This window comes from Anaerococcoides asporogena (assembly GCF_029590275.1).
GTDB lineage: Bacteria > Bacillota > Clostridia > Clostridiales > Clostridiaceae > JG1575.
Window position 1 is genome coordinate 503,555 of sequence record NZ_CP120965.1, and the last position, 18,883, is coordinate 522,437.

Annotated in this window: 17 protein-coding genes; 15 read left to right on the plus strand and 2 right to left on the minus strand. The window is 52.8% G+C overall.

Going from position 1 to position 18,883, the window contains the following annotated elements:
* Positions 1-69 precede the first annotated feature (69 nt).
* The 12 genes from P6M73_RS02365 (at position 70) to P6M73_RS02420 (ending at position 11,403) form a co-directional block, all read left to right on the plus strand.
* The gene (locus tag P6M73_RS02365; protein ID WP_277854552.1) at positions 70-972 is read left to right on the plus strand and encodes an energy-coupling factor transporter ATPase; all 903 of its coding nucleotides are present in this window, start codon (positions 70-72) and stop codon (positions 970-972) included.
* Complete coding sequence (locus tag P6M73_RS02370) at positions 948-1,814, plus strand: energy-coupling factor transporter ATPase (RefSeq protein WP_277854553.1); 867 nt, start codon at positions 948-950, stop codon at positions 1,812-1,814. The genes P6M73_RS02365 and P6M73_RS02370 overlap by 25 nt, the downstream gene beginning before the upstream one ends.
* The gene (locus tag P6M73_RS02375; RefSeq protein WP_277854554.1) at positions 1,811-2,629 is read left to right on the plus strand and encodes an energy-coupling factor transporter transmembrane component T family protein; all 819 of its coding nucleotides are present in this window, start codon (positions 1,811-1,813) and stop codon (positions 2,627-2,629) included. The genes P6M73_RS02370 and P6M73_RS02375 overlap by 4 nt, the downstream gene beginning before the upstream one ends.
* A gap of 7 nt (positions 2,630-2,636) precedes the next feature.
* A complete protein-coding gene (gene truA, locus P6M73_RS02380) occupies positions 2,637-3,425 on the plus strand; it encodes a tRNA pseudouridine(38-40) synthase TruA (RefSeq protein WP_277854555.1) in 789 nt (262 codons plus the stop codon).
* The gene (locus P6M73_RS02385) at positions 3,415-4,203 is read left to right on the plus strand and encodes a YwaF family protein (RefSeq protein ID WP_277854556.1); all 789 of its coding nucleotides are present in this window, start codon (positions 3,415-3,417) and stop codon (positions 4,201-4,203) included. The genes truA and P6M73_RS02385 overlap by 11 nt, the downstream gene beginning before the upstream one ends.
* A gap of 70 nt (positions 4,204-4,273) precedes the next feature.
* On the plus strand, positions 4,274-4,942 hold the full coding sequence (locus P6M73_RS02390; RefSeq protein WP_277854557.1) for a YczE/YyaS/YitT family protein: 669 nt from the start codon (positions 4,274-4,276) through the stop codon (positions 4,940-4,942).
* Positions 4,943-5,079: 137 nt separating this feature from the next.
* Positions 5,080-5,514 (plus strand): 50S ribosomal protein L13, encoded by a 435-nt coding sequence (gene rplM, locus P6M73_RS02395; RefSeq protein WP_277854558.1) that lies wholly within the window; start codon positions 5,080-5,082, stop codon positions 5,512-5,514.
* A gap of 17 nt (positions 5,515-5,531) precedes the next feature.
* A complete protein-coding gene (gene rpsI / locus P6M73_RS02400) occupies positions 5,532-5,924 on the plus strand; it encodes a 30S ribosomal protein S9 (RefSeq protein WP_277854559.1) in 393 nt (130 codons plus the stop codon).
* Between the two features lie 292 nt (positions 5,925-6,216).
* Positions 6,217-7,110, plus strand: coding sequence for a hypothetical protein (locus P6M73_RS02405; RefSeq protein WP_277854560.1), 894 nt, complete (start codon positions 6,217-6,219; stop codon positions 7,108-7,110).
* A gap of 99 nt (positions 7,111-7,209) precedes the next feature.
* On the plus strand, positions 7,210-8,571 hold the full coding sequence (trkA, locus tag P6M73_RS02410) for a Trk system potassium transporter TrkA (RefSeq protein ID WP_277854561.1): 1,362 nt from the start codon (positions 7,210-7,212) through the stop codon (positions 8,569-8,571).
* The gene (locus P6M73_RS02415) at positions 8,568-10,016 is read left to right on the plus strand and encodes a TrkH family potassium uptake protein (RefSeq protein ID WP_277854562.1); all 1,449 of its coding nucleotides are present in this window, start codon (positions 8,568-8,570) and stop codon (positions 10,014-10,016) included. Before trkA ends, P6M73_RS02415 begins: the two co-directional genes overlap by 4 nt.
* 325 nt (positions 10,017-10,341) lie before the next feature.
* A complete protein-coding gene (locus tag P6M73_RS02420) occupies positions 10,342-11,403 on the plus strand; it encodes a baeRF3 domain-containing protein (protein WP_277854563.1) in 1,062 nt (353 codons plus the stop codon).
* A gap of 217 nt (positions 11,404-11,620) precedes the next feature.
* On the opposite strand, the gene P6M73_RS02425 is transcribed toward P6M73_RS02420, so the two are convergent.
* Positions 11,621-13,225 carry an IS1634 family transposase gene (locus P6M73_RS02425; protein WP_277854564.1) on the minus strand — a complete coding sequence of 535 codons (1,605 nt, stop codon included), beginning with the start codon at positions 13,223-13,225 and terminating at the stop codon, positions 11,621-11,623.
* Positions 13,226-13,489: 264 nt separating this feature from the next.
* Between P6M73_RS02425 and P6M73_RS02430 the strand changes: the two genes are divergently transcribed.
* Complete coding sequence (locus P6M73_RS02430) at positions 13,490-15,109, plus strand: Na/Pi cotransporter family protein (protein WP_277854565.1); 1,620 nt, start codon at positions 13,490-13,492, stop codon at positions 15,107-15,109.
* A 264-nt stretch (positions 15,110-15,373) separates the two neighbouring features.
* Here the strand turns inward: P6M73_RS02430 and P6M73_RS02435 are convergent, their stop codons facing one another.
* A complete protein-coding gene (locus P6M73_RS02435; protein WP_277854566.1) occupies positions 15,374-16,288 on the minus strand; it encodes an SDR family oxidoreductase in 915 nt (304 codons plus the stop codon).
* Positions 16,289-16,991: 703 nt separating this feature from the next.
* Between P6M73_RS02435 and P6M73_RS02440 the strand changes: the two genes are divergently transcribed.
* Both P6M73_RS02440 and glmS read left to right on the plus strand, forming a co-directional pair.
* Positions 16,992-17,954: a GntR family transcriptional regulator gene (locus P6M73_RS02440; protein ID WP_277854567.1), complete on the plus strand. Its 963-nt coding sequence runs from the start codon at positions 16,992-16,994 to the stop codon at positions 17,952-17,954.
* Positions 17,955-18,438: 484 nt separating this feature from the next.
* Positions 18,439-18,879, plus strand: a complete 441-nt coding sequence (glmS, locus tag P6M73_RS02445; RefSeq protein ID WP_277854568.1) for a methylaspartate mutase subunit S — start codon at positions 18,439-18,441, stop codon at positions 18,877-18,879.
* The last annotated feature ends 4 nt before the right edge of the window (positions 18,880-18,883 follow it).

The window sequence follows — 18,883 nt, forward strand, 5'->3', positions numbered from 1 at the left end:
TGCTCAATTTTAAAAGTCTGGCTGTCATTGTGCGGCCAGCAAAAATTTAACGTCAGGATGGGCCATGCTATGGACGAAAAAACGGGATTGCCCGGCGATCCAATGATCAGAACGGAACATCTTTATCATTATTATCACCAATACGATGAAGATGGAAATCAGACTGCGCTCCCCGAGAGCGAAATTCAATATTCCATCAAGGATATCACGCTGACGGTTCCCAAGGGCCAGTTTCTATGCATCCTGGGTCACAACGGATCCGGCAAGTCGACGCTGGCCAAGCATTTTAACGCGCTGCTGCTGCCGGTTCGCGGCGGGATCTGGGTCGATTCCATCGACGCCACCAACCCCGCCAATACCTGGGAAGTGCGTTCCCGAGCCGGCATGGTATTCCAGAACCCGGACAACCAGATGGTAGCCACCATTGTGGAGGAGGACGTAGCCTTCGGCTGCGAGAACCTGGGGATTCCGCCCCAGGAGATCCGCCAGCGGGTGGAGAAGGCACTGAAGGAAGTCGGGATGTACGAATTCCGCAAGCATGCGCCGCACCTGCTGTCCGGCGGCCAGAAGCAGCGCATTGCCATCGCCGGAATCCTTGCCATGCGGCCTAAGTGCATTATCTTTGATGAACCGACGGCCATGCTGGATCCTTCCGGCCGCAAGGAAGTCATGGAAACAGTGCGCGAGCTCAATCGGGATTATGGCATTACCGTCATTCATATTACCCATTATATGGAAGAAGCCGTCCAGGCTGACCGCATCGTGGTCATCGAGGAAGGCAGCATCATGATGGATGATACTCCGGTCAATGTCTTTTCACGGGTTCAGGAAATTAAAGCAATCGGGCTGGATGTGCCCCAGGTCACGGAAGTCGCCTATCTGCTTCAGACAGCCGGCATCCCGATCGATACGCACATTCTGACCATCGATGAAATGGTTGGTATATTATGTCAATTAAAGCAGAACATGTAACATTTGAATACTCACCCGGAACGCCCTTTGCCAAAAAGGCGCTGGATGACATCAGTCTGGAAATCCCGGAAGGAAAGTTTGTGGCTCTCATCGGCCATACCGGTTCGGGAAAATCCACGCTGATCCAGCACTTCAACGGGCTGATTCAGCCAACCTCCGGCCGGATTCTGGTCGATGGGGTGGACATCCATGCCGAGAACGTCAAGAAATCGGACATTCGCAAAAAAGTGGGTCTGGTGTTCCAGTATCCGGAGTATCAGCTGTTTGAAGAAACCGTCGAGAAGGACGTGGCCTTCGGTCCGGGCAATCTTAATTTAACCGAAGACGAGATCGCCAGCCGGGTTCGCCGGGCCATTGAGCTGGTGGGCCTGGATTTTGAGGAATACCGGCATAAAAGTCCCTTTGAGCTCTCCGGAGGTCAGAAACGCCGCGTTGCCATAGCCGGTGTGGTGGCCATGGAGCCCCGCGTCCTCATCCTGGATGAGCCGACTGCCGGACTCGATCCCCGTGGCCGGGAAGAGATTCTGTCCCAGCTGAAGCGGCTGCATGAGAATTACGGCATGACGACGATCCTGGTATCGCATTCCATGGAGGATGTGGCCGATCTGGCGGACCTGGTCCTGGTGATGTATGAGGGCAAGGTCGTCATGGCGGATGTACCCAAAGTCATTTTCTCCCAGGCGGACCGGCTGGAAGCCATGGGCCTGGCGTCGCCTCAGGTGACCTATCTGATGCGCCGGCTGAAGGAACACGGCTTTGACGTGCCTTCCGACATCATCCATGTCCGGGAGGCGGCCGAAGCAATTGCGGCAGCTCTGGGAAAAGGCGGTGAGTGCAAATGATCAAGAATATTACCCTGGGTCAGTATATTCCCAGTGATTCGGTGATCCACCGGCTGGATCCCCGGACCAAGATTCTGGCAACCCTGGTGTTCATCACCTCCCTGTTCCTGGTCCGGACCTATACGGCCTATGCCGTGGTCTTTGGTTTTATCCTGCTGATTACCTACCTGGCCAAAGTCAGATTCCAGTTCCTGTACAAGGGGCTCAAGGGCGTCTTCATGCTGATTCTGCTCACGGCACTGCTCAACCTGTTCCTGACGGGGGGCAGCGGCGATCCCATTCTGCAGCTGGGCTTCCTCCGGGTCTACCGGGAAGGTCTCCGGCTGGCTCTGTTCATGAGTCTGCGCCTGGTGCTTCTGATTATGGGCACTTCACTCCTGACGCTGACCACGTCGCCGATTGAGCTGACCGACGGCATTGAAAAATTGCTGAACCCGTTCCGCCGCTTCGGGATGCCCGCCCATGAGCTGGCCATGATGATGTCCATCGCGCTGCGCTTCATTCCCACTCTGATGGATGAAACGGATAAGATCATGAAAGCTCAGATGGCCCGCGGAGCCGACTTTGATTCAAAAAACCTGGTCAAGAAAGCCAAGAGTCTGATTCCGCTGCTGGTGCCCCTTTTCATATCGTCCTTCCGTCGGGCCGAGGACCTTGCCATGGCCATGGAAGCCCGCTGCTACCGGGGTGGGGAAGGCCGGACCCGCATGAAGGAACTGGCTTACCGAAAGCGTGATTTCCTGGCTTACGGAGCCCTGGCACTCTACCTGCTGCTGGTTGTTGTGACCGGCCTGCCGCGCCTTGGTCTGTGGTAGCACCGAGATGACCCGGGATTTGATCAACATCGCGCTGGTCCTGGAATTTGAAGGGACCGGATTCAACGGCTGGCAGGCTCAGGATTTCGGCCGGACGGTGCAGAATGAGATGGAACGTGCGATCCTTGCCGTCACCGGCGAGACGGTCCGGGTCACCGGCTGTTCCCGCACCGATGCCGGCGTCCACGCCAGCTGCTATGTCATGAACTTTCGGACCGCATCTACGATCCCTCCCGACCGCATTAAGTTCCCGCTGAACAACGTTCTGCCGGCGGACATCCGGATCCGGGAAAGTTTTGCCGTGCCGCCGGAATTTCATGCCCGAAAGCATGCCCGAGCCAAAACCTACTGCTACCGGTTCATTAATTCCGACACCGATCTGGCAGTCGGCCGCCAGTACGTTGCCCAGGAAAAAGGGGAGCTCGACTTCGCGGCCATTGGCGAGACCCTGGAGCTTTTCCGCGGCACCCACGATTTTCGGGCCTTCCGATCCACCGGATCCTCCGTCCAGTCCACTACCCGCACGATTTATGACATCCGCCTGGACCGGCAGGACCGCGTGTTTACCCTGACGGTATCAGGCGACGGATTTCTGTATAACATGGTCCGGATTATCGCCGGCACCCTGTTCTATGTCGGACACGGAACCCGCACCTTGGAAGAGGTGAGGGAGGCCTTAATGCACGGGGACCGTCTCAAAGCCGGACGGGTGGCTCCGGCTCGGGGGCTGATGCTGGAAGGCGTTGCCTATGACCCGCAGGACATTGGACGGGATGGAAATTTTCATGGATCTTAAGGCGATGCTGGATTACTTTTTTCGCGGAAACTGGGAAGATTACCGGTTTCCGCTGTTTACCCCAGTCCACTTTCTGCTGATGGGACTGACTCTGGCCGGAATCTGGATGATCCGGAACTGGCGGGAACCCTTGAAGCGGGATCCTCGTCAAAGACTCCGCCGGTTCCTCATCGGCGGGCTGCTGCTGGAGCAGGTAACCCAGTATGGCTGGTACGCGCTGGCCGGGACCTTTACACTGGGCGACGGACTGCCCCTGTATATCTGCCGCACAGCCATTCTGGCCATCCTGCTGGCGCTTCTGACCAGACAGTCCTGGGCCAGACACCTGGCGGTCTACTGGGGAACCTTCGGGGGTGTCCTGGCCTTAGTCTTCCCGGTGGTGTATCCGATGCATTTTCCCCACGTTACCAGCTTTACCTATTTTGGCGGCCACCTTTTGATGGTCTGGGCCGTGGCTTATCTCCTGGCGGTGGAGGAAATCCGCCTGACCAGGCAGGGACTGATCTTCAGTCTGTTCTTCACCAATGCCTTCAATTTGTTTGTCCTCTGGCTCAATCCAAGGATCCAGGGAAATTACAGCTATTTTGAGTTTCCCCCGATGTTTTCCGAACAGCTGAGCCAGCTGCCGCGGCCGGTCTATCTTGGGGCCGTTTTTCTAATTTACAATCTCCTGATTCTCCTGATTCATCGCGTATTCAGACCCACAGCCAGTCCCGGACAGAATCCGGACAACGACCGCGCGGCCATCACCGCAGCAACCCATCAGAACAAGGAGTGAATCCATTGAAACAAATGAATAAATCTTCCCATCCTCAGACAGCATGGGACAACCACGGGAGGCACGTCATATGCTGATGCAGCTGCCGCGGCCCACGGCCAAACTGGCCGTTCGGTTCCTCTTTTATGTCATCGGCCTGTTTATCCTGGCTCTGGGCGTCGCTTTTTCCGTCAATTCCCGACTGGGTGTATCCCCGGTCAGCTCGCTGCCCTATGTCGCCAGCCTGATCACCGGCCTGAATCTCGGACTTATGGTTATGGCCAGCTACCTGATCTACATCGCGCTTCAGATGATACTCCTGGGCAAAAAATTCCGCTGGATCGATCTGACGCAGCTCCTGTTTTCCGTCCTGTTCGGCTACTTTGTGGATTTTACAAAAGTACTGCTAGGGGATTTCCGAATTCCGACTTACCCCGGACAGCTCCTGATGCTGGGCATCAGCATGCTCCTGATCAGTATCGGCGTCGTTCTCTATGTCAATGTCAACCTCATCAACATGCCCATGGAGGCTTTGACCGTGGCCGTACGCGACCGACTGTTCCCCAAACGGACCTTTTCCGATGTGAAAATCATGCTGGATACCACTGTGGTGACCACAGCGATTCTGCTGTCCTTTCTATTCCTGAAAAATGTGTCGGGGGTGCGCGAAGGAACCGTGCTCTCAGCGCTGCTGGTTGGACGCATCATGAAGGTGATTCATCCGATCATTGTGCCCCGTCTGAGAAAAATTTGTTTCTAGGTCGAAAAAGTGCATTATTCGTTTGACACACGCCGATGCGTGTAATATAATACTAATGTTTGTTATATGAAAAAGTAAGGATTCACTAGCCCCGAATCCTATTTTTTACAGCGGACAGTAAAACGGGAGGTTTAAAGATGAAATCATATTTAGCGAAAGCTGGAGAAATTGAAAGAAAATGGTATGTCGTCGATGCTGCCGGAAAGCCTCTTGGTAGAGTGGCTAGTCAGGTTGCATCAATCTTGAGAGGAAAGAATAAACCTGAGTTCACTACCAATGTAGACACAGGTGATTTTGTAATAATCATCAATGCAGAGAAGGTCGTTCTGACCGGCAAGAAGCTGGATCAGAAGATGCTGCGTCATCATTCCCTGTATCCGGGCGGACTGAAGGAAACTCCTTACCGTGTGGTAATGGAAAAGAAGCCTGAATTCGCAATGACTGAAGCTGTCAGAAGAATGCTGCCCAAGGGAGTCCTTGGCCGTCAGATGGCAACAAAGCTGAAGGTATACAGAGGATCCGAACATCCTCACGCTGCACAGAATCCAGAAGTTCTGGAACTGAAGTACTAAGGGGAGGAAATCAGTAAATGGCAAAAGTTCAATACATGGCCACAGGAAGAAGAAAGAAATCCGTTGCGAGAGTAAGACTTGTTCCCGGTGAAGGCAAAGTCATCATCAACAAGAGAGAATTCGAAAACTATTTCCCGATGGAAACCACCCGTCTGATCGTTAATCAGCCGCTGGAACTCGTTGGAATGAAAGCCACATTTGATGTCCTGGTTAACGTCCACGGCGGCGGAACCACCGGACAGGCCGGAGCAATCCGCCACGGAATTTCCCGCGCCCTGGTCAAATCCGATGAGAACCTCAAACCGGAATTGAAGAGAGCAGGATTCCTGACCCGAGATTCCAGAATGAAGGAAAGAAAGAAGTACGGCTTGAAGAAAGCTCGTAAGTCTCCTCAGTTCTCCAAGAGATAAGGATCTCACCACCAATCGAATATCAAAAGGATGTTTTCAAACTTGCATTGCATTGAAACATCCTTTTTTTCTCTATTACGAGTCCTTTCCGACTTCAGATCATAAACGCCCATGGTCATCCCTGCCAGGGATCGGAGGCAGGTTTGGCAGCAGGGCTGGCTTTGCTTATCCAGGACTGCATTTGCGCATACAGGAACTATTCGGAGGATCTCCCGAATGCACCGTCGCATTCGCATGAGAATTCATCATCCCTTATAATGAGTTTAGATCGTTTGAAAGTGAGGGGCAGAGGATGAATCAAATGACGGAATCGGATCCGATTCGCCTGATCAAAGGCTATCAGGCAGATCCGGAACAAAGAGCGTCCTTTAACCGGCTGGCGACTTCTGTCTTTGGACTGGATTTTGAAGACTGGTATCAACTGGGGTGCTGGAATGAGAATTATATCCCGTATTCGATTTTTCGACAGGGTGAGGTCATTGCCAATGTCTCGGTCAGCCCCATGGTGTTCTTGGACGACAACCGGCCGGCTCGGCTGCTGCAGCTGGGAACCGTGATGACACGGGTGTCCGAGCGTGGAAAAGGCTGGATCCGGCTTCTCCTGGATGAGGTTCGCCGGGATTTTGGCGGTCAGACAGACGGGTGGTTTCTTTATGCCAATGACTCGGTGGTCGGCCTTTATCCTAAATTTGGCTTTCGTCCCCATACCGAGCAGGAGTTTTACAAGGCTGTGATCAATCAAGGCACTGCCCGCGTCCGCAGCCTGCCGCTGCATAGTGATGCAGACCGGGCCCGGCTGGTGGAAGCGATTCGCGCCAGCGCGATTCAGCACCGCATGTGGCTTCAGGATCCGGTACCCCTGCTGCTGTTCTACCTGACGAAGTTCATGCCGGAATCGGTGTATTATCTGGAGGAGCAAAACGCCTGGGTGATTGCCGAAATCCAGGGGGATACCCTGATTCTGCATGAGGTATTTGGGCCGGATCCCGTCAACCTGCATCAGGTGATCCAGGGATTCGGCGGCGGCATCCGGGAAGCGGTGCTTGGGTTTGCTCCGCTGGATCCGAAGGGGTTTTCGGTCCGGCCATTGATCCAGGACGATACCACCTGCTTTGTCCAGGGGGCATGGTTTGAGCATCCCGTTGACCGTACTGTTGGCCGAATTCCCGGCCTGGCCCGGACCTGAAGACACAGGCGGATCCGATCGGGACACAGGGACCGACGGACCGTTTGGTAACTACGGAAAAAGGCTGGTATAATGGCTATACCGCATGAGGAGGTACGTATGAGAATTGTAATCGGAGGCGGGGGGAAAGTTGGTACGTTCCTGTGTCAGGAACTGTCCAAGGCCAACCATGACGTCTTTTTAATAGAAATGAAAGAACAGATCCTTCAGGATATCATTGACATGAACGACATCACCGGAATTGTGGGGAATGCGGCGGACTATGAAACGCTGATGGAAGCGGAGATCCATCGGGCGGACATGTTCATTGCCGTAACCAGCTCCGATGAGGTCAACATGATCGCGGCGATCCTGGCCAAGCATCTGGGAGCTCACCATACCACGGTCCGTGTCCGCAATCCCATCTATACCAACAAGAACAACATGCTCAATCAGGGACTGGGGCTGGATGTGCTGATTAATCCGGACTATGAGGCCGCCTTCCACATTGCGGGGCTGATCCGGAATTCCCATGCGCTGAATATCGAAAGTTTTTCCAATAACCGGGTCAGTCTGATTGAACTGCACATCGATCCGGGCAGCAAACTGCACAATATGCCCCTGGTAGAGTTCCGGCAGCGGTTTGGAGCTATTCTGGTTACGGTCATCGAGCGCAATGGCGAGGTGATCATTCCGGACGGCACCACCAGACTTCAGACCGGCGACAACTTCTTTATCGTCGGGGAGCGCAGTGCCATCAGCAACTTTTACACACTGGTCGGCCGCTCCGAAAAGACCATCCGCAGCGTCCTGATTCTGGGGGGCGGCCATATTTCGTTCTATCTGGCCAAGCTCCTGGAATCCAGCGGCAAGGAAATCACCATCCTCGAGGTGGACCCAGCCCGGGCAGAAGAGCTGTCGGAACAGCTTCCCTTCGCCCGGATTCTGCAGGGTGACGGTTCCGATCAGGATTTTCTGGAAGAAGCCCGGATTTCATCCTATGACTGCATGGTCACTCTTACCGGAATTGACGAGGAGAACATCATTGCCTCGCTGTTCGGCCTCCACAAAGGCGTGCAGAAGATCATCACGAAGGTCAACCGCACCAACATCCTGAAGCTCCTCCAGAACCAAGGCATTGACGCGGTGGTCACCCCCAAGTTCCTGGTGGCCAACCGGATTCTGAAAAAAGTTCGCTCGGTGGAATCATCCCGGTCATCCAATGTCGATGACATCTATCGGATTGCCGGCAACAACGCCGAAGCTCTGATGTTCACCATCAACAAGGAAAGCCGAGCACTGAACGTCCCGCTGCGCAAACTGAAAATCCGCAAAGACGCCATCATTGCCTGCATCCTGCGCGGCAGCCAGATCATCTATCCGGATGGCAATACGACGATTCAGTGCAGCGATCAGGTGCTGGTGGTCACGACCAGCAAGCTGTTTGACGATATCGACGATATTCTGGAGGGCAAGGCATGAACTATGGAATTGTAGGCTGGGCCATCGGGCGGGTTTTATGGGTTGAAGCCAGTTTGATGATCTTTCCGGTGGCCGTGGCTCTGATCTACCGCGAAGCGCCGATTAACGCCTGGTCATTCCTGATTACCATGGTGCTGCTTGTCATTTGCGGCGCGCTGCTGGGACGCAAGAAGCCGGTGATCGACAAGCTCTATACCAAGGAGGGCCTCGTCATTACCGGTTTGTCCTGGGTGGTGCTGTCTTTTTTCGGTGCTCTGCCCTTTTTTATCTCGGGCCAGATTCCGTCATTGGTCAATGCCTTGTTTGAAACAGCCTCGGGCTTTACCACCACCGGAGCCAGTATTCTGACTGACGTGGAGGCGCTGACACATTCCATGCTGTTCTGGCGCAGCTTCACCCATCTGATCGGCGGCATGGGAATCCTGGTGTTCACCATGGCCATCCTGCCCAGAATGGGAGACGATACCGTCCATATCATGAAGGCAGAAGTGCCGGGGCCGGTATTTGGCAAAATCGTCTCCAAAACCGGCAGCACCGCCCGGATTCTCTATATCGTCTACCTGGGGATGTGGGCGTTGACGGTACTGTTTCTGATGCTGGGCGGCATGCCGCTGTTTGATTCCATGCTGCACGGCTTCGGCGCCGCCGGCACCGGAGGGTTTGGCATCCGCAACGGCTCCATTTTCCCCTATAACAGCGCTTATATCGAAATGGTGCTTAGCATCGCCATGATCCTGTTTGGGGTGAATTTCAACCTCTACTTTTTCCTTCTGGCCGGCAACTGGAAGGCTGTGTTCAAGAATGAGGAGCTGCGCTGGTACCTGGCCATCATCGCCGGGGCAATTGTCTTCATTTCCTATAATCTGAAAGACCTGTACGGACCACTGACCGAACGCCTGCGCCATGTCTTCTTTACGGTATCTTCCATCATTACAACAACTGGGTTCACTACAGTGGATTACGCGACCTGGCCCATGCAGACCCATATCATCCTGTTGCTGCTGATGTTTGTAGGCGCCATGGCCGGATCCACCGCCGGCGGTCTGAAGGTATCCCGAATCGGGATTCTGGCCAAGAATGCTCTGTCCGAACTGCGCCGGGTGCGGGAGCCCAAGCGGACCCTGGTGGTCCGGTACGAGAACCGGGCGGTCATGAAAAGCGTGACGGACAGCGTCCTGAAATATCTCGTGATTTACTGCATTGTCTTTTGGGGACTGGTGCTGCTGGTATCACCGGATGTGCCGAATTTCGTTTCAAGCTTTTCCGCTGTGGCCGCGACCTTCAACAACATCGGCCCGGGATTGGGCATGGTCGGACCGATTTACAGCTACAACGATTTTTCGGATTTCTCCAAAGTGGTTCTTACCATCGGCATGATCGCCGGCCGCCTGGAAATCTATCCGATCCTGCTGCTGTTCATGAAGCACACCTGGAAGCGGTACTGATACTCACTTCGGTCCGGTCCGCTGCCCTTCGGGATTTGTCCCTGCCGATGCGGACTTGGGGCATCCCTTTCGAACCTGCCAGATAGAGAGCTCCTGAGTTCGTTATAAGAGAGACATCCTTTACCGGGTGTCTCTTTTTCATCAAATAAGACTTTTCTATAAAACTTCTCTTAACGTTTTCCGGTTTGACACTATTTTGAGATAATCGTTGCTATAATTATATAAAGTATAACGATAGGAAATAATATCAACGAAAAGCGACTTTCGCCTGACCGGATCCCCTCAGGGGATCCAGCTCATCAATAAGAACTGGAGGACGATGGATATGAATGAAACGCTCAAGCAGCCAATGAAGCAAACCGATGGAGCGAAACTCTCCCTGTTCATGCCGACACATCTCTCCGATCCTGAAAATCGTCAGGACCCCATCGTATTCAAGAATCTATTACGAGACGCCGAGGAAAAACTGAAGGAGTTCCCGGAAGGAACCCTGGTCCGGGTTATGGATGAATTAAACCAGCTCCAGAAGGACATCATGTTCTGGAACCGTACCAAGGGAGGCATTGGCATTCTCGCCTCAGAGGCCGAAACTCGGATTCATCATCTCACCTATCCTGTTCCGGCTTCGATCAAGATCGGCCATGAATTCCATGTCCTGCCCCTGTTAAAATATCAGGAAGGCGAACCGGAAGCATTCCTGGCCGATATCAGCCGAAACCGGCTGAGGCTCTACTACTTTGACGGACATACTGTAAAGGCGGTTCGTCCGGCGGGTCTGGAACAGGACTTCTATGACCTGTTTGACGACTTCGATCCGGATTCGGACGGAGGCTCCGGCAACTTCAACGGTCTGGTCGGATCCTACCACGGCGGCTGGTCCAAAGCTGAAGAAGAGCGCAAGGATCGGGAAAAGTATTTCCGGTATCTGGATAACGCTTTTACCCGTCTGTACAAAGATCAGCCCATGCCCGTAATTTTGTCCGGAACAACGGAAAATCTTTCTGCCTTCCGGGAAATCGCCAAAGGCGACTTCTACGCGGAGGCGGCCATCGATAAACCGCTGGACTCGCTGAATGCTCATCAGATCCGGGATACCGTCACCAAAATCATGGAGGACCGGCGCAAGGCAAAATATCAGAAAACCACCGACATGGCCTCCGTGGCGCTGAGTGACAACCGGGCTGAGACGGATCTGGCTAAAATCCGCAAGCTGGCTCAGGAAGGGCGCGTCGCCGAATTCCTGGTCAATGAGCAGTACATCAGCGAGGATTCGCAGGAGCTGGACAGCCTCATCAATGATCTGACTGCGACCGGCGCGAAAATTAAGCCGATGGCCTACGAAGATGAATCCCGGCCGGAGCCGTACCTGGCGATCCTGCGCTATTGATCAGAATCCCGGAAAGAACCGGTATGACGACACTTCAATAATTTCTCCTGTTCACCCCCTTGTATGAACCACCCTCCGATCACTCCCCGGCGGACGCATTGCGATGCTTCCGCCGGGGAGTTTCATGTCAGAGGTGAACAGTCCGGATGGTTGGAGTATCGGAGCACTTCACCTCACCGGCCGGATTCCTGACCCAAATTCCCGGGAATTCTATAGTCTACACTTCAAAGTGGAGAATGGTTTGAAGAAATTCCTCCGGTTCGATGGCGAACGCGCTAAGAATGTCCTTTTGTTTCCTGGTCAGTGGCTGGAGCAAACTGCAGCCTGATCCATAATCGGTCCGCTTGATCGTTCCCATCTGTTTGACCACCCGGTTGATGGATTTCTCCCCGCTGTTTTTCCCATGATTGGTCAAATCCGACCACAGAATAAGACTCAAAAAGGCGACAAAGGCTTTCCCTTCTGTCGTCTTTTCTGTGTGCGTCAGAAAGCGGTCATAGTCGATGCTGTTTTTTAAATTCTGGAAGGCCTTCTCCACCGTGTCCCGTCGCCCATAAAGTCGTAGTGCCTCCTCTGCGCTCTTATCCTGGGTATTGCTCAGCAGGCAGAACATGCCGGCCAGCTCAATCATCTCGGTGATCTTCTCGTGATTGCGTTCGTACTCCTCAATCGGTGATGCATTGCGTGTCACATCATAATACTTGTTATACCGAGTAATACTGATGGGCTTCATCTGATTTTGCAGCTCTTCCTCGAGACGATCAACATGCTGGTAGATCCGGGCTTCTTCATCCGCCGCACTGGATGTGTTCAGGTAGATGTGGAGGGTATAGGGCAACTCATTGATCTGGATCACTTTGGACAGTCCATAGCAGCTGGTCTGGGGGATGTGATAACGAGAGTGACGGATCACCGCGGTTGCCTCGATTAATGCCTGACGATAGATTTTCTGGGATTTGGGAGCAGCCATCAGGAAATTGAGTTGGTTCTGGGCCATGAAGCTCAGATTGTCTAGGGTGAGAAAGCCTCGATCCATGATGTAGAACAAATCATTGAGACCGACCAATTCGCCCAATTCCATCATATAGGGGAAAAAGGCCTTGTCCACGATACTTCCGCTGTAGATCTCATAGCAAAGCGGGAGGGCTGTCTTGGTGCCATAAAGCATGCCGATGTTGAGTTGCGGTAGGGTTTCCTGATCCCGATTATAGCCGTACTCTGCCATTTGGATCTCCGCATAGGTCGATATGCTCGTCACATCATAAGCCAGGGTCTGTTCCTCGTCTTTGTGGAAAGCACTCCAGAGCTTAAAAAACCGAAAGCGCTGCTCTTCGCTGATCTGTGCAAACAGTTCGCTGCTGCGCTGGGAATTCAGACTGAGCCTTGTAGAAAGTAGGCTCTCCCGGATGAACAGATCCAGATTCATCATGACATTGCCTTCGCAGACCATATAGATGGCCATCGCCAAAAGCTCTTGTGCCTGCAAGGGAAATACCTGTTGTAAAGCCTTGGTCAATCCAATAGCCTCAGCTCGCTGCCACAACAGAGCGATATGACCAGCCGCCAGAACCTCTTGAGGCGGGGTCAGGGAAATGGCATCGACTGGCAGCGGATAGAACTCAGTGAATCGTTCATTGGGGATCATCCAACCGGGACGAGTAGGATCCTCTTTGCCAATGGCAACTTCCTTGGCTGTAGGGGTACCCAATGCGTTTCTGTAGCGTTTTTCGACATGATAGACGCGTCTGGGCTTATCCGGGCCATCTTTTTTGTAGGTGATGCGCTCGGTGGGAATTGGGATTGAAATATTGAGCATTGCCATAATATCCCTCCTCTGTAGACTACTTATATTATAGTCTACAGAGGGGTAATAAGCAAGATAAAAATAAATTAAGTCACAGAGCCATCTCATATGAAATCGGCTCTGTGACTTAATTCGAGGAAAATCCAACATCTATGTCACCCAATTGGGGGATCAAACCGAAGGTGTAGACTATACTATTTCCGGGAATTGGGGTTCCTGAAGAGCGACAGACAGGGAGTCCCTGTGGTAAAATCAGGCTAGCCAGTCTATGGGAGGATTGTCATGAAATTGAGTTTGGAGCTGCTGAACCTGTTTGGCAGCGTCGCCTTATTTTTATTTGGAGTAAAACTTTTAGGGGAGGGACTGGAAAGCGTCGCTCGGGGAAAACTGCGGGAACTGATCGGACGCCTGACGCAGAACCCGATGGGAGCTTTTGCTGTGGGTCTGTTTCTGACCCTGGTGCTGCAGTTTTCTTCCGCCACCGTGATTCTGGCCATGGGACTGGTCAATTCGGGGATCATTACCCTGGCACAGGCCGCCGGGATCGTTCTGGGGGCGAACTTAGCCACCCCGCTGAAAAATCATATACTGGTCTTTGATACCAGCTTTTTCATGCCGGTCTTTTTTCTGATCGGGGCGTATCTGTACATTTTTGCCAAAGAAAAGAAGAAGCGGGATCTGGCACTGATCTTTCTTGGACTGGGCATCGTGCTTGCCGGCCTGAGATTTCTGGAGCTTTCCATATCCGTTCCGGAATTTGCCCACGATCTGGAAGGCATTACAGCCTCCCTGGGGGATAACTGGTTTTTTGCGCTGCTCCTGGGGATCGGCCTCACAGTGCTGCTCCAGTCTTCCTCTGCTACGCTGGCGATTCTGATCATGCTGGCAGCCAATGGTTCGATCAGTCTGTCCGCCTCTTTCCCTATTATTCTCGGGGCGAATCTGGGAACGACTTCCACCGCGCTGCTCTCTTCCATTGGCGCTCAGCGCGACGGAAAGCGCGTAGCCCTGCTCCATTTTCTGTTCAATCTGACCGGTGTGCTGGTGCTGCTTCCGCTGAGCGGCGTTCTCATTGATCTGTCTGCCCGCTTTTCCAATGGCAGCCAGCCCCTGCAGATCGCCAACCTGCATCTGCTCTTTAATTTAGCCATGGTTTTGGTGGTATCCCCCCTGATCCGTCCGTTGATCCGGCTGACGGATATCCTGCCGGGACGCCGGCAGGATGTGGAGGTAACGACTTCGCCGCTGCTGGACAGCCGGATGATTACCTCACCGACCATTGCGGAGGAGCAGGTGATTCAGCAAACGCTGCGCATGGCCGACTATGCCCGGAAAAATATCCGGATGGCGGTGGATGCGTTCCTGCAGAAGGATGATCGGGATTTTGACGAAATTCAGGGCAACGAAGATTACATCAACTACCTGGAGATTCAGATCACCAGCTTTCTGGTCAAGCTATCCGCGGCCGAACCCACCGAATCCGGCCAGGGCCGGCTGACCTCCATCCATCATGTCATCGCCGATCTGGAGAAGATCGGTGACCTGGCAAAGTCGATCCAGCTGCTGGCAAAGGAACGGGTGGACAAGCAGGAAGAAATCAGCGAAGAAGCCGGCCAGGAAATCGTCAATCTGTATCAGTATGTGATTGAAGCGATCAATGTGGCGATTGACTCCTTCCGCTATGGCGACAAAAACCTGGCTTCGACCGTCTATGATCTGGAACGTCAGATCGGCCGGCTCGAAGGGACCTATCGCGATCAGCACATCATCCGACTCAATCGGGGCAAATGCACGACCACTTCCGGCATCCTGTTCCTTGACGTGATTTCTCATCTGAAGCGGGTGGGGAACCACTGCGTCAATATATGCGAAGTCACCTTGAAAAGCCGGCACCTGCCTTAGAGTGGAACCGTCCCGACGGCTGCCGGTTTTGAAACTCAAAGGAATCATCAAGCAAATATCAGTACCAAGAAAACCAGCCCCCCGTTCTTCCAGGTATCCGGAAGAACGGGGGGCTGTCTGTCAGGCTGACTGATCTGACATCGAAGGGGATGAGTGATTGAGTTGATATCGAAGGGATTGAGTGATTGAGTTGATATCGAATGGATTGACTGATTGAGTTGATATCGAAAGATCGGGCTGATTCAGAGGCCATGAAACGGAATGCTAACCGTTGATGATCTCACCGCCGTTGATGTGGATGGTCTGACCTGTGATAAAGCTTGAGGCATAGTCCCAGGCCAGGAAGACATAAGCCTCTGCCAGTTCCACCGGCTGTCCGGGACGATCCAGCGGGCCGCCGCGGCCGAAGTTATCCAGGCCTTCCCCGGAGAAGGTCGAGGGAATCAGAGGCGTCCAGATGGGTCCCGGCGCTACCTGATTCACCCGAATCTTCTGGGCGCCAAGGTTTGCGGCCAGAGCTCGGGTAAAACCGGCGATGGCTCCCTTGGTGGAAGAGTAGTCGATGAGCTGATCATTGCCGCGGAAGGCAGTGATGGATGTGGTATTGATGATGCTGGCACCTTCCTTCAGATGGGGCAGGGCCTCCCGGGTCAGGTAGAACATGCCGAATATATTGGTGCGGAACGTATTTTCCAGCTGTTCATCGGTGATGTCCAGCAGGCTGGGCTGAGGGTGCTGTTCCGCAGCATTGTTGACCAGGATATCCAGTTGACCGAATTCCTCCATGGTTCGGGCGATGATCTGCCTGGAAAACTCCGGAGTGCCGATGTCTCCGGTCAGTGTCACCACCCGGACGCCATGCTTCTCGCATTCCGCTTTCGTCAGGTCTGCGTCGGCATGCTCGTCCTTATAGGCTAACAGCAGGTGAGCGCCTTCCTTGGCGTAGGCGATGGCAACCGCCCGGCCGATGCCTGAATCACCGCCCGTAATAATGGCCACTTTATCTTTCAGCCGGCCATAACCCTTCACGCTGACATCTTCATAAATCGGTTCCGTCGCCATCCAGTTCTCTTTTCCAGGCTGCTCTGCCAGTTCTTCCTTAATAATTTCTTCGCCTTTCGGGAACAGTTCTGTCTTATTGTCTGCGGGATGCATCCCACGTCCGGTTTTTCCTTCCATTGTTTCCTCCTTGGTTGATGTGTTGAATAGGTGCTGAATATGTCGTAGATCCGCCGCTGGCAGAGTGGGTGATCGCTGGTTGAATGGGGCTTGACAGGTTTTTGACAGGTACCTGACAGGCATTTGACAGCTCTTTGGCTGCATCCGCTGAGTATCGGCTGCGCCAGCAATATCGGGGCATGCGGGAGCATCCGCTGATCGGATGACAGACCAGGATTTGTTCCTGCCTGTTCTGCTATTATCCCATCAGTTTTTCAATGGGGAGTGAACTGACGTTTAACAATGATTGACGGAGCGGGAGGGTTTTGTTAACAACTGCCTTTCTTCCTAATTTTTGCTGTCATTCCTATCATTTGTTAAGTCAGAGGGGATGAGGCAGGGAAGAATCCCTGGGTAATTGTTAACAATTTGTAAACGGAGCGAAACCAGGGAGGATTTGAGCCCGGAAAAATGACGGGTTTTTTGAATGGTGTACAGTCCGATCTTGCAGAAATGGCCTGATATCCATTACACGACGTCATAAATCCCTTCATTTTGAAAAAACGAGTGACAACTTATGCACAAACTTATGCAATGGCACTTAATGGATTGATATAACTGAAAAAAGTAAAGGTTTTCAGGCTCCAATGGCCTGTAATGGTACTGAAATTTTGATTGAAATAATCAGGGTTCATACTATAATGGATTTGAATGGAGTGGGATTATGGAACTTGTTCTTAACAAAGGTTCAGGCATACCCCTGTATAAGCAGGTCAAGCATGCCATAACCGATAAAATCAGATCAAAAGAACTTTCTGCCGGCTTCAAGATGCCGACAGAACGAGAATTGTCCGAACATCTGAAAATCAGCCGCAATACTGTATCCGCTGCCTATAAGGACCTGGAAAAAGAAGGGCTTCTGATTTCAAGGCAGGGAAAGGGAACGTTTGTCGCCGAAGAATCGGACCGGATCATCCACGGCGAAGTTCATGAGCGGATTCTGCATCTGGTGGATGCCGGAATGAAGGAAGCTTTGGACTACGGCATGGAAGCGAAGGATTTCCTGCATCTGGTGGAACAGCGCGTCGAAGAGAAACTGGATCTGATCCGGACAGCCAGCGCGGTGTACATTGAGTGCAATACCGAACAGGCCAGGTACTTTGCCCAGCAGATTGAAGCGGGGACGAACATGAAATGCGATCCTCTGACCATCGCCGACCTCATCGAGATGACGGATGAGACCAGACTGCTGCTGTACAAGGCCAAAGTTATTGTTTCAACCTTCAACCATGTCCCCGAAGTGCTCGAGTATGTTGAGAGCTTCGGCAAAACCGTCCTTGGGGTCGCAATCAATCCCGACCTGAAGACCATCGTTCGGATCGCCCGCCTGCCGCGGGAGACCAGGCTGGCTTTTGTCTGCATCTCCGATGAATTCAAAAGCAAGGTGCAGCAGGCATTCGACAATGCCGGTCTGACCGATCTGGATCTGGTGTATACCAATACCCAGGACCCGGACCAGCTGGAACGGATTCTGGCAGACAGGGATCAGATCATCGTATCACCCGGTCGTTTCCGGGACGTCAGGACCTATGTCGAACAGGAGCGGATCATTCCCTTCCTGTACAACCTGGATGAAGGCACACTCAAGACCCTCAAGCAGAATCTCCTGGAGCTGAACATCGTCTGATGCGATCCGGCCCAGACGAGGGAAGGGGTTCACAGTCACCGTTCTCATTCATTGAAATCACAAGACCATGAAGACAGAAGAAGAAACAGAAGAAAATAACAAACGAAAATAACGAACGAAAATAACGAACAAAATAACAGAAGAAAAGGGTCAATCACAAAAACTGTGGGATTTTCCCAAGTTGACATGGAGCCTCTGTCGGCGTGGTTCCGCCAGCCTTGCCGCTATGCTGCATAAATGCTGGGCTAGTCGGCCAGTCAGGCTACCACGTCGACCTCTCCGTGTAAACAGGGAAAATCATAATCCCACATAAAAAGTGATTGAGCCGAAGAAAATAAGAGACATTAACACAGCCGAAAGAACCAGACCGAGAGGTCAGGCAAAAGAAACTGAATAAAAGAAGAAACAGACCGAACAATCCACAGAAGAAGAAATAGACGAAGCAGTAAAAAAAGATAAAAAAGGGAAATCAGGAAGGATCAACATGGAAAAGAAGAAACTGGTCATAGGTGTCATTGGTGCAGACTGCCATGCAGTCGGAAATAAGATTCTGGATTACACGTTCTCAGAAGCAGGCTTTGAAGTCGTCAACGTGGGCGTTTTGTCCTCCCAGGAAGATTTCATCAATGCCGCCATCGAAACCGATGCGGATGCCATCATTGTCTCCTCTTTGTACGGTCATGGGGAAATCGACTGCCGCGGCATGCGCGACAAGTGCAATGAAGCCGGACTCAAGGACATCCTCCTTTATGTCGGGGGCAACATCGTAGTCGGCAAGCAGAACTGGGATGAAGTGCATGCCCGGTTCAAGGATATGGGATTTGACCGGGTTTACAAGCCCGGAACACCGGTGGAACAGGATATCGCGGATCTGAGGGTGGATCTTAAAATGGATGTGCCGGCTCGGGAAGGAGCAGGTGCATAGGCGA

What these genes read in the sequence shown, in the direction of transcription:
- P6M73_RS02365 (WP_277854552.1), top strand. Translation starts at nt 70, where the DNA reads ATGGACGAAAAAACGGGATTGCCCGGCGATCCAATGATCAGAACGGAA.
- P6M73_RS02370 (WP_277854553.1), top strand. Translation starts at nt 948, where the DNA reads ATGTCAATTAAAGCAGAACATGTAACATTTGAATACTCACCCGGAACG.
- P6M73_RS02375 (WP_277854554.1), top strand. Translation starts at nt 1,811, where the DNA reads ATGATCAAGAATATTACCCTGGGTCAGTATATTCCCAGTGATTCGGTG.
- truA (WP_277854555.1), top strand. Translation starts at nt 2,637, where the DNA reads ATGACCCGGGATTTGATCAACATCGCGCTGGTCCTGGAATTTGAAGGG.
- P6M73_RS02385 (WP_277854556.1), top strand. Translation starts at nt 3,415, where the DNA reads ATGGATCTTAAGGCGATGCTGGATTACTTTTTTCGCGGAAACTGGGAA.
- P6M73_RS02390 (WP_277854557.1), top strand. Translation starts at nt 4,274, where the DNA reads ATGCTGATGCAGCTGCCGCGGCCCACGGCCAAACTGGCCGTTCGGTTC.
- rplM (WP_277854558.1), top strand. Translation starts at nt 5,080, where the DNA reads ATGAAATCATATTTAGCGAAAGCTGGAGAAATTGAAAGAAAATGGTAT.
- rpsI (WP_277854559.1), top strand. Translation starts at nt 5,532, where the DNA reads ATGGCAAAAGTTCAATACATGGCCACAGGAAGAAGAAAGAAATCCGTT.
- P6M73_RS02405 (WP_277854560.1), top strand. Translation starts at nt 6,217, where the DNA reads ATGAATCAAATGACGGAATCGGATCCGATTCGCCTGATCAAAGGCTAT.
- trkA (WP_277854561.1), top strand. Translation starts at nt 7,210, where the DNA reads ATGAGAATTGTAATCGGAGGCGGGGGGAAAGTTGGTACGTTCCTGTGT.
- P6M73_RS02415 (WP_277854562.1), top strand. Translation starts at nt 8,568, where the DNA reads ATGAACTATGGAATTGTAGGCTGGGCCATCGGGCGGGTTTTATGGGTT.
- P6M73_RS02420 (WP_277854563.1), top strand. Translation starts at nt 10,342, where the DNA reads ATGAATGAAACGCTCAAGCAGCCAATGAAGCAAACCGATGGAGCGAAA.
- P6M73_RS02425 (WP_277854564.1), bottom strand. Translation starts at nt 13,225, where the DNA reads ATGGCAATGCTCAATATTTCAATCCCAATTCCCACCGAGCGCATCACC.
- P6M73_RS02430 (WP_277854565.1), top strand. Translation starts at nt 13,490, where the DNA reads ATGAAATTGAGTTTGGAGCTGCTGAACCTGTTTGGCAGCGTCGCCTTA.
- P6M73_RS02435 (WP_277854566.1), bottom strand. Translation starts at nt 16,288, where the DNA reads ATGGAAGGAAAAACCGGACGTGGGATGCATCCCGCAGACAATAAGACA.
- P6M73_RS02440 (WP_277854567.1), top strand. Translation starts at nt 16,992, where the DNA reads ATGGAACTTGTTCTTAACAAAGGTTCAGGCATACCCCTGTATAAGCAG.
- glmS (WP_277854568.1), top strand. Translation starts at nt 18,439, where the DNA reads ATGGAAAAGAAGAAACTGGTCATAGGTGTCATTGGTGCAGACTGCCAT.